Below are 14210 nucleotides of genomic sequence, written 5' to 3'. Positions count from 1 at the left end.
CACCGCCAAGGGCACTGGTTTCAGATTCAAATAGCGCAAAACTATCGCCGTTCTCGGCGGTCGCTGCGTTAGTATCGGAGCTAAAACTGACCCCGCCGGCGAGGATTGACGCTAAGCTTTCAGAGTTCACTTTCACGCCCGCAAGGGATGCATCGATTTTGACCCCGGAGACATTCCAAAAGTGTGAAGTTTTCTTCACTAAATGGGCGTACTGATCTTGGATAAAGGCGCTGATAATCACCTTAGCATTGCCATCAAGGCGATAGCTGGCAATGCTGCCGACAGGGATTTGGCGAAAGAAAATGGGCGAGCCGACATCTAACGACCCCAGTTTGTCTGACGTCAGTTCCACCATCACGCCTTCAGTGCCGACTTGCATTGGCGGCGGTTGACGCTCGGCTTCAAACAAGGTTTTAGGATTGCCTTTGCCGGGTTGGATAGCGATGTAATTCCCTGAAAATAGGGCGTCTAGGCCTTCAACCCCGGTAATGGTCGCCTTTGGTGTCACTAACCAAAATAAGGTTTCATGGTTTAAAAAGGGCTTAGCACGATAGTCCATCATCACTTTAACGTTGACCCCGGTGAGATCGTCATCAATGCCGATATCTTTGACTTTACCGACAGTTAACCCTTGGTATTTGACTAAGGTTTTGCCGACTTCAATGCCAGATGCACTCGGGAAGTGGATTTGAATTTCCACGCCCGATTCTTTAATACTTTTTACACCTAACCAGGTGCCGAGTGCCAATGCGACAATGGGCAGCAACCAAATAGGCGAAAAGAGTTTTTTCTTAACCACTTTTGGCGATTCAATTTCAGTCATCTTGAGGTTCCAATCGATCCCAGAGTAAACGAGTGTCTAAAACCTTGGCAGCCAGCTGCGTGAGTAGGATAACTAACGCAAACGCGGTCGCCGCAGGGGCGGGTTTTGCATCAAGGAGTTGCCCCATATTCACGAGGGCAACCGTAAGCGATATAACAAATAAATCGAGCATCGACCAGCGGCCAATCCACTCGATAATGTGATAGCCAATCATCAATGTTTTTTTGGAAATTGGCAGATGAAAGCTAATGGCTGACAGGTAAATGGCAAGGCCGATAATTTTAATCCAAGGTACTAAGATACTGGCAACAAACACAATAATGGCGATCGGTAGCATATCCGATTGCACTAAATGCATAATGCCTGAAAAAATCGTATCGTGGCGCACTTTACCTTGATTGGTCAGGACGGTGATGGGATAAAGATTGGCTGGGATCAATAGGATCGCAGCGGTGATAAGTAACGCCCAACTTTTTTGTAAACTGGCATAATCCCGGACTAATAGCGGCGACTCACAGCGCAGACAATGGCTATCTTGGCTACGATTGACCTGCTTACACACCCGGCATAAACATAGCGCTAAATCCTTGCCTTGTTGATTCATGTTAATGATGCTCATCCAGTAAGGTCCACATATGGTCGATATCGTATTCCCGCTGTAAAAATAACGTCACCAGAAATAACATGGTGAAGCAAAAGGTGCCCATACCAAAATGGATATCGGAAAAATCCGAGAGTTGAAAAGAGGAGACTAAAAAGCTGATCACATAAATTTCCAGCATGGTGAGCTGGGAAAGCCAAGCTTGTTGCTTTAATAGTTGCTGTAAACAGTGACGCCAGAAGGGGACAGACAGCCCCCATTTAACAATTAAAATTTGCGCCAAAATCGATAAAATTAATAGCCCTGGTCCTATCACCGCTGCCGCTAAAACGGCTAAACCAACGACCCAATATCCTTGTTCAAGTACCGCAAAAGCCCCTTGGAATACTGTGGTGGTACGAATGCTTCCCAGAAAATGGATTTCTAATAAGGGTAAAAAGTTGGCCGGAAAGTAAAAAACCAAGGCACTGATGCATAACGCCAGCATGCCATTAATAGAACAATAGGGCGTATCATAAAGCGCCGTACTGCAACGGGGACACAGCGCCCTGACGCCACTGGGTAGCGCCCGTTTACGCACTGCTAAATCGCAGGAACGGCACAGTATTATCGTGTTTTCTACTTTATTTTCAGGCATATAAAAATATTAAGTTGCTCTCGCAGTCGCACAGATTGATTCGTGACCCAACGCTTGCAGTCGTTCATGCCGATGAGGGGTAACCTTGAGAGACAGGTTACACCCGCAAACTGACGAATAATATCAGATTAATCAGAACACTTGCATAACAAGTTCAATCTATGTCATTCTGTTTACTGTATATAAAAACAGTGCGAGGGCAGTCATGGCAGTTATTACACAGTTTGTCGTGGTAAGAGAAGGGGTTGAAAAGATGACATTCACATCGAAAAAGGAGGCTGATGCCTACGATAAGATGCTCGATATCGCTGATAACCTGATCCCTTTTATTCAAAAAGCAGCGTTAGATATTGATGAACAGCTGAGCGAGCAGCTTGCATTCTATTTTGCTAACAATAAAGATGAATTGACCAACTTGCTTAAAGGTGTGGTTCCGGTTAATAGTACTGCAACCAATACCGCAACCACTCAAACAGCAACGAAAAAAACGCCTAAAAAAGCGGATGTTGTTGAATAACATTGTTAGGAAATGTAATGAAACCGCAAGATTACGAGTCGCTTAATCGTCAAGTGTTGGCCTTACTCGAAGGCGAAGATGACCTGATTGCTGCCATGGCAAATTTTACCGCCTTACTGAATGAGCAGTTAACCGAGTTAAATTGGGTGGGCTTTTATCTCTTGCGTAAAGATGAGCTGGTACTCGGGCCGTTCCAAGGCAAAGTAGCCTGTAGTCGCATTCCACTAGGCAAGGGCGTCTGCGGCACCGCCGCCGTGACTAATCAAACCCAACGGGTAGCCGATGTGCATCAATTTGATGGACATATTGCTTGCGATTCTGCCAGTAATGCTGAAATAGTGATCCCCGTGCGTGCCCAAGGCAAGGTGGTCGCCGTGCTTGATATTGACAGTCCTAAGTTCGATCGATTCGATGAAGAAGACCAAAAAGGGCTGGAAATATTAATAAAAAGCTTTGAAAACTGCCTATTTGATTAATTTGCGTACAATAACGCATAATTGATGGTCGCAATCGGTGGCGTGCGCCTTATAATATGCGCCGATAACCGTTAAGCTGGATTTGACTCATGTCATCACCACTTGATGGGTTGCGCCGTAATAAACGGTTAAGTTATATTTTTTTAACTTTAGTAAATGCGGCGAGAATGCTAATTTGTACCTTGGCTCAATATTGAGCTTAACCAAGATAAACGACATGTAAGAAGCTGATTTATATCGTTTCGAATTCGATGTCCCTTTTAGACTGTGGAAGTAATGATGGAATCAACAGATAAGTTGACCGACACCAATGCAATTTTGGCGTATTTGTATGAAACATTTCCTTTGTGCTTTATTGCTGAAGGTGAAACTAAGCCATTAAAAATCGGATTGTTTCAAGATTTGGCTGAAAGGTTGGCTGATGATTCTAAAGTCAGTAAAACTCAACTACGAGTTGCCTTAAGACGCTATACCAGCAGCTGGCGTTATCTTAAATGCGTAAAAGCCGGTGCCCAACGTGTGGATCTCGATGGCCAACCTTGTGGTGAGTTAGAGCAAGAGCACATTGAGCATGCGCAAGCGACCTTAAAAGAAAGCCAAGAAAAAGCGAAAGCAAAACGTGCCGCTAAAGCACCGACTGCACCCAAAGCGGCGCCAAAGCGCGCGGCTAAGAAGGTCGCCATTCCTTCACGAGCTAAGTCTGAGCGTCCTGCCAAACCTGTCGCGAAACCTGCCGCCCCTGTGGTGAATCTTGTCCAAGCGCAACTGGCTGATTTAGCTAAAAAACAGCGCGTGAATGTTAAATTAGGTGCAACACCCGTAGCCGGTGTGATCACTGACATTAACAAAGAGGACATTCATGTTCAGCTGGATAGTGGCCTAACCATTAAAGTGAGAGCAGAGCATATCCTGCTGTAATCATTTATTAAGACGGAGTAACTTGTTGATGCGAAAACTCACTTTGGCTACCTCGATCGCCACGGTTTTTGTCGGATTTTCGGCTTGGGCCGTTCCACCTACGATTCAAATCAGCGAGTTACCCACTCTCCAGCAGGAAGCGCAACATAAAGTGGCGAGCAAGCGCGTGACCGATTTGTTCACGCGTTCCCATTATCATCGTTTTAGTCTAGATGATGCGTTTTCAGCGCAAATTTTTGAGCGTTACCTACAGCAGCTCGATTATCGCCGTAATGTGTTGACTCAGGCTGATATCGACAGCTTTAAGCCCTATATTAATCAATTCGATAATATGTTGATTTCAGGGGAGCTCAGCCCTGCCTACAAGATGTTTGACGTAGTGCAGCAACGTCGTTATGAAGGCTTTGTTTACGCCTTGACCTTGCTTGATAAAGAAATGGATTTTAGCCAAGCGGGGGATGTTTACGAATATGACCGTGAAGAGGCTGCTTGGCCAAAGGATCAGGCCCAAATCAATGAATTGTGGCGCCAACGGGTCAAATACGATGCATTAAACCTCAAACTCACAGGCAAGCAATGGCCTGAGATTGTTGATATTTTACAAAAGCGTTATAACAACGCGATTAAACGCCTGACGCAAACTAACAGTGAAGATGTGTTTCAAGGTGTGATGAATGCATTTTCGCGAAGCATTGAGCCGCATACGAGTTACCTATCACCACGCAATGCTGAACGTTTCCAAATGGAAATGAACTTAAGCCTCGAGGGGATTGGCGCGCAGTTGCAGCTCGAAGATGATTATACTGTCATCAAAAGTTTAATTGCCGGTGGCCCTGCGGCAGGCAGCGAAAAACTCTCACCAGAAGATAAAATCGTCGGCGTAGGCCAAGATGGCGCTGAAATCGTTGATGTGATCGGCTGGCGTTTAGATGATGTTGTTGAGCTCATCAAAGGGCCAAAAGGCAGTAAGGTCGTGTTGCAAATTCTACCGAAGAAGGGCGGCTCTAATGCCAAAACCTTCAACGTGACCTTAGTCCGTGACAAAATTCGCTTAGAGGATCGTGCCGCCACTTCCAAGATTATTGAACCTAAAGCGGGCGAATATGCTAATCGTAAGGTCGGGGTTATTCAAATTCCCGGATTTTACATGAACTTGTCCCAGGATGTAGAAAAAGAACTCGTTAAACTCAACGAGGCAAAAGTGGAAGGCGTGGTGATCGATTTGCGTGGCAATGGCGGCGGCGCGCTCACTGAAGCAGTCTTGTTAACGGGTCTATTTATTGATATGGGACCTGTGGTGCAGATCCGCGATGCCGATGGCCGCGTCTCTGCTCATCGCGATAATGATGGTAAAACGACTTATTCAGGTCCGCTGACGGTGATGGTAGATCGCTACAGTGCTTCTGCTTCGGAGATCTTTGCTGCGGCATTACAAGATTATGACCGCGCTTTAATCGTCGGCGAATCCAGTTTTGGTAAAGGCACGGTACAGCAGCATAAGAGTCTTGGTCGCATCTATGATATGTATGAAAAGCCTATCGGCCATGTGCAGTACACCATTCAAAAGTTTTACCGTATTAACGGCGGTAGCACCCAACTTAAAGGTGTGACACCTAATATTGCGTTCCCAAGTGCGTTAGATCCCGGTGAATATGGTGAATCTGAGGAAAAGAACGCTTTGCCTTGGGATAAAGTGCCCGTCGCTCAGTACGCAAGCCTTAATGAGGTGACGCCGGAGTTAGTGGCGAATTTAGAAAAACGTCATCAGGCCCGCATTAAAGACAATGTTGAATTTAATTATATCAATCAAGATATTGCAGAATTTAAAAAGCATCATAAAGAAAAAACCGTCTCATTAGTCGAAGGTGAACGCATCGCCCAGCGCGAAGAGGACGAGAAAAAAGTGCTCGATAGGACCAATGAGCGCCGGATCGCCCAAGGGCTTAAACCCGTCAAATCCATGGAAGAGATTGAAGATGATGCCCAAACGCCGGATGCTTTTTTAGATGAAACCGCCTATATCACCTTAGATATGGTCGATGCCAAGAACAACTTGCGCAGCACTCGCGTGCAATAAGCGGGTTTAGCAGTCGGTTAAATGTGAATAAAACGCGCTCATGGCGCGTTTTTTCTTATAAAGAACAGGTTGAAGGGGTAAACAATGACACAAGCTCAAGCAAAATATTTAAAAGATTATCAAGCACCTGCTTTTACGATAGCCAGCATTGATTTAGTGTTTGAGTTAGCAGATAACGCCACGCGCGTCACCGCGACCAGTCGCGTTCAGCGCTGCGGAGCTCATACCTTGCCATTGATCCTGGATGGTGAAGACTTAGTGCTGCAATCCCTAAGCCTTAATGGTGCGCCTGTCGCCTATGAGCTTAAACAAGGCCAGTTACAGCTTGAAACCGTTTTAGATGAATTTGAGCTTACGGTTGTCACTGTGCTGGATCCTAAAGCCAAGTCCAGCCTGGAAGGCTTATATATGTCTGATGGGGCTTACTGTACTCAATGTGAGGCAGAGGGGTTTCGGCGGATCACTTACTTTATCGATCGCCCCGATGTGCTGGCAAAATACACTGTGCGTATCGAGGCCGACAGGGCGGCATTCCCCTATTTATTGAGTAACGGCAATCTGATTGAACAAGGCCCCTTAGCCGATGGCCGCCATTATGCTTGTTGGCAAGATCCGTTTCCGAAACCCTCCTATTTGTTCGCTCTAGTCGCGGGGGATTTTGATCTGTTAGAAGATCATTTTATTACCCGCAGCCAACGGCGTGTTAAGTTGCAGGTATTTGTTGATAAAGGCAATTTACATAAAGCACACCATGCAATGGCGTCCTTGAAAAAGTCGATGGCTTGGGATGAGTCACGCTTTGATCTTGAGTACGATTTAGATATTTATATGATAGTTGCCGTGGATTTCTTCAATATGGGGGCAATGGAAAACAAAGGCTTAAATGTCTTTAATACCAAATACGTCCTCGCTGATACTCAGAGTGCAACCGATGAGGACTATCACGGTATTGAATCGGTGGTGGGGCATGAGTATTTCCATAACTGGACGGGGAACCGTGTGACTTGCCGTGATTGGTTCCAGCTCAGTTTAAAAGAAGGTTTGACGGTTTTCCGAGATCAAGAATTTAGCTCGGATTTAGGTTCGCGTGCCGTGAATCGAATTCATGCGATTAAAGTAATAAAAAATCAGCAGTTTGCAGAAGACTCAGGTCCTATGTCTCATCCTATTCGCCCTGAATCTGTGATTGAGATGAATAATTTTTACACTGTTACAGTGTATAACAAAGGGGCTGAAGTGATCCGCATGCTACACACTTTGCTGGGGGAGGCAAAGTTCCAAGCGGGGATGAAGTGCTATTTTGAGCGGCACGATGGTCAAGCGGTGACCTGTGATGATTTTGTGGCGGCCATGGAAGATGCCAGCGGCATTGATTTGCGCCAGTTCCGCCTTTGGTATAGCCAAGCGGGTACCCCCCAGGTGACGGCCAGCGATAGCTTCGATCCCGCCACGGGCCGTTATCAATTGCAGTTAACTCAAGCCGTGGCAGCGAGCAACGCCCCATTGCATATTCCCTTTAGCATTGAGCTGTTAGATGCCAGCGGCAAGTCGTTAGTCAATACAGTGCTTGATTTTACCGAGCAACAACAACAGTTTAATTTTGATGGCCTTAGCCACAAACCCATCGTGTCTTTGTTGCAGGACTTTTCAGCGCCAGTCAAACTGCACTATGACTTTACTATTGACCAACAGGTCCATTTAATGCGGTTTGCCAGCAGTGAAGTTGCCCGTTGGGAAGCCTCAGTGGTGCTGATCAGCCAAGCGATTTGGCAAAATGTGGCACATCTTCACGCCAAGCAAGCCATGACACTCGATGAAAGAGTGCGTGACAGCTTTAAAGGGGCATTACTTGATCCAAAGCTTGACCCTGCTTTAGTGGCAGAAATACTGGCTATCCCTTCATCATCGGCTTTAGTTGAACAAGTCGATACAGTTGATTTAGATGCCTTAAGGCTCGCGCGCGAGTTTGTGTTAAGTGAACTGGCCGCAGCTTGTGAAGATGAGCTGCTTGCTGTGTATCGTAGCCTAGTGACGGTGGATGATCCCAAGGCTCGCGCCCTCAAGGGACAGTGTTTAATTTGGCTGAGCCGAGTATCCGAACTGGCGGAGGACTTGGTGAGCAATCAATTTAGCCAATCAACCAATATGACCGATAGCCTTGGTGCGCTGATGGCTGCCAATGTGGGCGAGTTAGCTTGTCGCTCAACTTTAATGGCGGAATTTGAGCAGCGCTGGCGTGACACGCCATTAGTGATGGATAAATGGTTTATGTTGCAGGCCACACGGGATGCCGATGAGGTCATTGATAGTCTAAAAGCCTTGCTACAGCATCCGAGTTTTAGCATGGCCAATCCCAATCGAGTACGCGCTTTAATCGGCAATTTTGCCGCGGCTAACCTTTATCAGTTTCACCGAGCAGATGGGCAAGGTTATCAGTTTTTAACCGAATGTTTGTTAACGCTCAACCAACTCAATCCGCAGGTTGCCGCGCGGATGGTGACACCGTTAATTCAATTTAAAAAACTCGATGAAGGGCGCCAAGGAAAGATCAAAGCTTGCTTAGCGCAGCTGTTAGCCTTACCTGAATTGTCCAAAGACGTGTATGAAAAAGTCGCGAAAGCCTTAGCGAATTAAGCCCTAATCGAGGCGGGCGGTGTTCGACACCGCCCGAATTGCCATGGAATTTTTGTTTACCCTAAATTTAAGTTATCAAGATTTTTTACCTTATTATCAAGGTTTTGCTGATAAGGTGGCGATACGAGACGCGAAGGGAAGAACGCTGTGGATCAGTGCGCGCCATTTTAGAGGTTTTTTAACCCCCCAAGGGATCCACGGATCTTTTAAGTTAGTCGTCGATGAACAAGGAAAATTGCTTTCATTAATTCGCTGTTAGTCAGTTTAATCGGCTTGGCTTAGAGTAATTACTTAAAACGGTCGGCTGATTATTCTCAAGATTTGGCGCGATGTTGGCGCCATTTATGTTAATGAAAAACATCGTTTTTTTAACATAAAAAATCACAGTATTTACCTCATGTCTTGCTAATTTAAATCCTCCCCGCGCAAATCCCCCAAAATATATCGCTACGTGACTAATTTTTTTGAAAATTTTCTGTAACTGCGCCTTGCCCAAGCGGAATAATTGCTGTAACAATGATGTTACCTGCGAGCTAACAAGATGTTGGTTGTCATTCCTAAAACAAAGAATCCAGCAGGTTACGGAGAGCTAAAATGAAAATTGTTAAAAATAGTTTTAACAAGTCGGCGCTTGCTTTGGGGGTGGCGTCGGCATTGAGTTTGTTGAGTATACCCACGTTAAATGCGGCGTCTTTTAACTGGGGTGAGGTTGAAGGCACTTTTGATTCCACTTGGACAGCGGGAGCGAGTTGGCGTGTCGCTGAGCGGGATTGGGAAGGGCAAATTGGTAAAGTTAACCACCCAAGATTCGATTGGTCTAATTACAGCGCTTTTGGTAATACCAAATACACTCCGGCGGAGATTTGGGCACAACCCGGATCCTATTCCAGTAATAACGACTTAAGTAACTTGTTGTATTCTCAAGGCGATACGACGTCGGAGATTGTTAAAGGGTTGCATGAGTTATCCCTTAAATACCAAAACTATGGGATCTTTGCCCGGGGCATGTATTTTTACGATCGCAAATTAAATGATGGCGATTTTGATTATAACGATCCCTTAACTGGCAACGCTTTTGATCCTTGCCGAGATAGCCAAGCTTCCGACGTACAGTGTAAGGATATCCGTCTGTTGGATGCCTTCGCCTATGCCAATTACGATTTAAATGATGGTGCGAATCCACTGTCGATTCGCGTGGGGGATCAAGTGGTGTCATGGGGGGAAAGTACCCTGATAGCTCACGGGATCAGTGAGATCAATGCTGTTGATTTGAACATTCTTAATGCCCCCGGCGCGGAACTTAAAGAAGCATTCAGACCGCAGGGAATGGTGTGGGCATCCCTTGGGATCACCGATTCCATCTCGTTAGAAGCCTTCTACCAATATGATTGGCAGCAGATTTGGGTGCCAACTCCAGGCTCTATTTTTGCGACTAATGATTTTGCTGGCTTTGGTGGTTATCAGCAAAATGCTCAGCTTGGTTTTAATGCTAACCCTGATATTAATCTCGATTTTGTGATGCAAGAGTATGCGCGTTTAGCGGGTATGCTTGCGAGCGGTCAAAGCATCCCCACTCAGCAGTTAGTGTCGATGGCACTAGCCTACCCAACAAAAGTCACATTAGTGGAAGATGAGGCCAAACCCAGTAATGACGGCCAGTATGGCGTTAAATTGGGGTATTACGCGCCACAACTCGGCGAAACTGAGTTTGGTTTGTATTTTATGAACTACCATAGCCGTCGCCCATTGATTAGCGGCACGGCGGCCGATTTTAGCACGGGGGCGTTATTGTCCGATCTGGCGCTATTAGGCCAAAATGCGGGGGATATTAACCGCGAATTACTCCTTAATCTTAAAAGTTTTTCGAAAGCACAAATTGTTTATCCTGAAGACATTAAGCTCTATGGCTTTAGTTTTAACACCTTGATTGGTGATACTTCCGTGGCTGCGGAAATTGCCCATCGTCAAGATGAACCTTTGCAAATCGATGACGTTGAGTTGTTGTTTGCTGGGATGCCTCAACAGTTAGCGAATGCGGGATTGCGCCCCGATCTTGATGGCATATCGCAGATCAAAGGTGTCAAACCTGGCGAAACCGTCGATGGTTTTATCCTACGCGATACTACCCAAACCCAGATGACTTTGACCCATTTATTAGGCCCAACCCTCGGCTCTGATAATTTGACGATGTTGGCTGAAGTGGGTGGTGTGTGGATCCATGATATGCCAGGGTTTGACGAACTGCGCCTCAATGGTCCAGGTACTGCGCGTTCTGGTGGTAATCCAGATATGCCTGGTATTATTCAGGCGCTGCATAATGGGCCTGAAACCAATCCTTTCCCCACCAACTTTTCTTGGGGTTACCGCTTAGTTGCCAAAGCGGAATATAACAACTTGTTTGCCGGTATCAACATGTCGCCGCGAGCGATTTTCTCCCATGACGTCGATGGTATTACGCCCGATCCTATGTTCCTGTTTATTGAAGGGCGTAAGTCGGTGGCCCTTGGGGTGAATTTTGACTACCAAAATCGTTGGGGAGCGGATTTCTCTTACAACAATTTCTTTGGTGGTGTCGGCACGACCAATGCGATGGCAGATCGTGATTATGTTTCATTCAATATCAAGTATTCGATCTAAAAGGACTAAAACAATGAAGAAACTGACGATATTGGCAAGCGCCATTATGATGGCACTGGTAGCTCCCGTTGCCATGGCAAAGGTCTCTGAGGCCGATGCCGCCAAACTGGGCAACCAATTAACGCCTTTAGGAGCTGAAAAAGCCGGCAATGCGGACGGCTCAATCCCAGCGTGGGATGGTGGGATCACTCAGCCCGTCGCGGGCTACACTAAGGGCATGCATCATCCCGATCCTTTCCCTGAGGATAAAATTGAATTTACCATTACCAATGCAAACAAGGCTGATTATAAAGACTTTTTAACGCCAGGGCAGCTGAAGCTATTTGAGCTTTATCCTGATACCTACAAGATGAACGTCTATAAAACCCGTCGTAGTGCCTCAGTGCCGCAGTTTGTTTACGATGCGACTAAAGCGAACGCGACCCGTGCCGAGTTAGTTGCTCAAGGTAACGGCATTTCTGGGGCGTCTATTGGTATTCCATTTCCGATCCCAGCCAATGGTTTAGAAGCCATTTGGAACCACATTTTACGTTTCCGTGGTGTCGATGTTGAAACCTCTCGCAGTCAAGCAGCGCCTACCGCCGATGGCAACTTTACCTTAGTTGAAACGGCGGAGGAGATCCGCTTTGAGTATTCCCGCCCAGAAATCACCCTTGATCAATTAAAGGCGAGTAATACGCTGTTTTACTTCAAACAAGTGGTGACCCAGCCAGCACGTTTAGCCGGTACGGCACTGCTGGTGAAAGAAACCATGGATCAAGAAGCGTTGCCCCGCCAAGCGTGGACCTATAACACCGGGCAGCGCCGAGTACGTAAAGCGCCTAACGTGGCCTTTGATACTCCTGGTACCGTTTCCGATGGGTTACGCACCACGGACGACTTTGACATGTTTAACGGCTCTCCAGTGCGTTATAACTGGGAATTAGTGGGTAAAAAAGAGCTGTATATTCCCTATAACGACTACAAACTCCATTCAGATAAACTCAAATATGAGCAGATTTTAAAACCTGGTCATATTAACCCTGAATATGTGCGTTGGGAAAAACACCGGGTTTGGGAAGTCAAAGCGACCCTTAAAGATGGCATGCGCCATATCTATAAGACTCGTGTGATGTATCTAGACGAGGATTCATGGCAAGTGTCGATTGCGGATTTGTACGATAACCGTGATCAGTTATACCGGGTCGCTGTGGCCCATGGTCTTAACTATTACGAAGTGCCTACCCAATGGGATACCTTAGAAGTCTTCCATGATCTGCAGTCACGTCGCTACTTGGCAATGGGGTTAGATAACCAAAGTGGTATGTATAACTTTGATGCCAAATTGAGTGAGGCCAACTTTACCCCTGATGCATTGCGTCGTGAAGGTATTCGTTAATCAGAAGTCGATGCAGGGGCGCCTTGCGCCCCTCAAATGTTAAAGGATGTGTGTATGTCGTTTCGCTTCCTTCGTAGTATTGTCGCCTTAAGTCTCGGTTGTGTTTTCTGTTCCCCTGCGTTTTCAGCAACAGACACTTCTTCAGCAGATAAAATCTTTTCACAAATTCAACCCTTGGCGACGTCTTCTTTAGTTGCTGATGTGGTTGCGGCTGGGCCGCGTTTGGTCGCGGTGGGTGAGCGTGGTCATGTATTGGTGTTTGATGGTCAGTGGCAACAAGTGCTAACACCGACCCAGGCGCAATTAACGAAAGTGTTTTTTGTTGATGAGCAGCGCGGTTGGGCAGTTGGCCACGATGCCACCATTCTCCACAGCCAAGATGCTGGTCAAAGCTGGCAAGTGCAAATGCAATCTCCTGAGATTGAAAAACCCTTTTTGGATGTGTTGTTTTTAAATGCCCGTGAGGGGATGGCTATCGGTGCTTACGGTTTGTTTTACCGAACGACGGATGGTGGCGTAACGTGGACAGAGGAATTCCATGAAGAATTACTGGCCGAGGAAGATAGCCGTTACCTTGCGGAACTGAAAGGCAGTGATCAACAGGCTTATTTAACTGAGCGTGCGTCTTTGCTGCCGCATTTTAATCGCTTGCTGGCGCTTAAAGATGGCCGCTTATTATTGGTTGGAGAATTAGGCTTAGTCGCGGTATCTGAGGATCAAGGTCGGCGATTTGTGCGCACGGCGTTTGAGTATGATGGCTCGATGTTTAATGCCATTGAGACTCAGGATGCGGTCTACGTGATGGGCTTACGTGGCCACGTGTTTAAGGGCGATTTGAGTTTAGGTACATGGCAAGAAATTGACCTCCCAGTGCAGTCATCAATCAATGGCGCGCTGGCGATTTCAGATAAGGCCCTGTATTTGGTGGGTAACGCTGGCATGGTCATTCAACTTAATCACGATGATAGCAGCCGGATTGTGACCCGACGCCAAGGGGAAAATTTAGTGGCAATTGCCAAGGATAATCAAGGCAATGTGTGGTTATCTGGCAGCCAAGGCTTGTTTATCCTTAAGCCATAACCTCATATAACAATAATAATAGGGCCGAGAAGATGTTAGAAAAACTGGTCAACGGATGTGAGTCATTTTTATTTCGTCATCGCGCATGGGTTGTGTGCCTATTTGCACTATTGACGCTGTTTTTTGGTTATCAAGCCAGCCAACTGAAGATGGATGCGGCTTTTATCAAAAATATTCCGCTAAATCACACTTATATGCAGACCTATTTGAAACACCAAAAGGATTTTGGTGGCGCGAATAGCATTATGGTGGCGGTTGAAGACACCAGTGGCAATATTTTCAATGCAAACTATTTTAACACCTTAAAGAATGTGCACGATCAGCTGTTTTTTATCCCGGGAGTGGAACGCTCCCAGGTGAAGTCGGTGTTTTCACCTTCGACACGCTTTACTGAGGTGGTTGAAGATGGCTTTGCCGGTGGCCCGGTGATCC

At 46.4% G+C, this 14210-nt stretch carries 12 protein-coding genes and 1 pseudogene; 10 read left to right on the top strand and 3 right to left on the bottom strand.

All coding sequences use genetic code 11. From position 1 onward, the window contains the following. The 3 genes from ACRCZA_RS04830 to ACRCZA_RS04820 form a co-directional block, all read right to left on the bottom strand. Positions 1–823 (bottom strand): intermembrane transport protein PqiB (locus ACRCZA_RS04830; protein ID WP_438673334.1); only part of this gene is annotated, 823 nt, incomplete at its 3' end. Then, positions 816–1427 (bottom strand): paraquat-inducible protein A, encoded by a 612-nt coding sequence (locus ACRCZA_RS04825; protein WP_438673337.1) that lies wholly within the window; start codon positions 1425–1427, stop codon positions 816–818. The genes ACRCZA_RS04825 and ACRCZA_RS04830, both read right to left, overlap by 8 nt. 1 nt (position 1428) lies before the next feature. After that, entirely contained in the window at positions 1429–2061 is a 633-nt protein-coding gene (locus ACRCZA_RS04820; protein ID WP_438673333.1) for a paraquat-inducible protein A, read from the bottom strand. Positions 2062–2266: 205 nt separating this feature from the next. On the opposite strand from ACRCZA_RS04820, the gene ACRCZA_RS04815 reads away from it, so the two are divergent. From ACRCZA_RS04815 to ACRCZA_RS04770, 10 genes and pseudogenes are all read left to right on the top strand, one after another. Then, positions 2267–2578, top strand: coding sequence for a YebG family protein (locus tag ACRCZA_RS04815; RefSeq protein WP_438673332.1), 312 nt, complete (start codon positions 2267–2269; stop codon positions 2576–2578). A 17-nt stretch (positions 2579–2595) separates the two neighbouring features. After that, positions 2596–3054, top strand: a complete 459-nt coding sequence (locus ACRCZA_RS04810; protein ID WP_438673331.1) for a GAF domain-containing protein — start codon at positions 2596–2598, stop codon at positions 3052–3054. Between the two features lie 279 nt (positions 3055–3333). Beyond that, entirely contained in the window at positions 3334–3972 is a 639-nt protein-coding gene (gene proQ, locus ACRCZA_RS04805) for an RNA chaperone ProQ (protein WP_438673336.1), read from the top strand. A gap of 28 nt (positions 3973–4000) precedes the next feature. Then, positions 4001–6049 (top strand): carboxy terminal-processing peptidase, encoded by a 2049-nt coding sequence (gene prc, locus ACRCZA_RS04800; RefSeq protein ID WP_438673330.1) that lies wholly within the window; start codon positions 4001–4003, stop codon positions 6047–6049. Positions 6050–6133: 84 nt separating this feature from the next. Beyond that, positions 6134–8683, top strand: a complete 2550-nt coding sequence (pepN, locus tag ACRCZA_RS04795) for an aminopeptidase N (RefSeq protein WP_438673329.1) — start codon at positions 6134–6136, stop codon at positions 8681–8683. Between the two features lie 43 nt (positions 8684–8726). Beyond that, complete coding sequence (locus ACRCZA_RS04790) at positions 8727–8942, top strand: DUF2835 domain-containing protein (RefSeq protein ID WP_438673335.1); 216 nt, start codon at positions 8727–8729, stop codon at positions 8940–8942. 335 nt (positions 8943–9277) lie between these two features. Further along, positions 9278–11320: a DUF1302 domain-containing protein gene (locus ACRCZA_RS04785; protein WP_438673328.1), complete on the top strand. Its 2043-nt coding sequence runs from the start codon at positions 9278–9280 to the stop codon at positions 11318–11320. Positions 11321–11333: 13 nt separating this feature from the next. Beyond that, positions 11334–12698: a DUF1329 domain-containing protein gene (locus tag ACRCZA_RS04780; RefSeq protein WP_438673327.1), complete on the top strand. Its 1365-nt coding sequence runs from the start codon at positions 11334–11336 to the stop codon at positions 12696–12698. 54 nt (positions 12699–12752) lie between these two features. Continuing rightward, on the top strand, positions 12753–13778 hold the full coding sequence (locus tag ACRCZA_RS04775; protein ID WP_438673326.1) for a WD40/YVTN/BNR-like repeat-containing protein: 1026 nt from the start codon (positions 12753–12755) through the stop codon (positions 13776–13778). Between the two features lie 32 nt (positions 13779–13810). Beyond that, positions 13811–14210 (top strand): annotated as a pseudogene (locus tag ACRCZA_RS04770) (RND family transporter); the annotation flags it as partial.

It is taken from the genome of Shewanella sp., assembly GCF_051658185.1.
Classification (GTDB): Bacteria; Pseudomonadota; Gammaproteobacteria; order Enterobacterales; family Shewanellaceae; genus Shewanella.
Note: the sequence above shows the minus strand (reverse complement) of the source record. Positions and strands in the feature narration are given on the sequence as shown.

Bases quoted from the DNA above. Each gene is read 5' to 3' on its own strand.
- ACRCZA_RS04780 (WP_438673327.1), top strand. From the start codon at position 11,334: ATGAAGAAACTGACGATATTGGCAAGCGCCATTATGATGGCACTGGTA.
- pepN (WP_438673329.1), top strand. From the start codon at position 6,134: ATGACACAAGCTCAAGCAAAATATTTAAAAGATTATCAAGCACCTGCT.
- ACRCZA_RS04815 (WP_438673332.1), top strand. From the start codon at position 2,267: ATGGCAGTTATTACACAGTTTGTCGTGGTAAGAGAAGGGGTTGAAAAG.
- ACRCZA_RS04785 (WP_438673328.1), top strand. From the start codon at position 9,278: ATGAAAATTGTTAAAAATAGTTTTAACAAGTCGGCGCTTGCTTTGGGG.
- ACRCZA_RS04810 (WP_438673331.1), top strand. From the start codon at position 2,596: ATGAAACCGCAAGATTACGAGTCGCTTAATCGTCAAGTGTTGGCCTTA.
- ACRCZA_RS04825 (WP_438673337.1), bottom strand. From the start codon at position 1,427: ATGAATCAACAAGGCAAGGATTTAGCGCTATGTTTATGCCGGGTGTGT.
- prc (WP_438673330.1), top strand. From the start codon at position 4,001: ATGCGAAAACTCACTTTGGCTACCTCGATCGCCACGGTTTTTGTCGGA.
- ACRCZA_RS04820 (WP_438673333.1), bottom strand. From the start codon at position 2,061: ATGCCTGAAAATAAAGTAGAAAACACGATAATACTGTGCCGTTCCTGC.
- proQ (WP_438673336.1), top strand. From the start codon at position 3,334: ATGGAATCAACAGATAAGTTGACCGACACCAATGCAATTTTGGCGTAT.
- ACRCZA_RS04790 (WP_438673335.1), top strand. From the start codon at position 8,727: ATGGAATTTTTGTTTACCCTAAATTTAAGTTATCAAGATTTTTTACCT.
- ACRCZA_RS04775 (WP_438673326.1), top strand. From the start codon at position 12,753: ATGTCGTTTCGCTTCCTTCGTAGTATTGTCGCCTTAAGTCTCGGTTGT.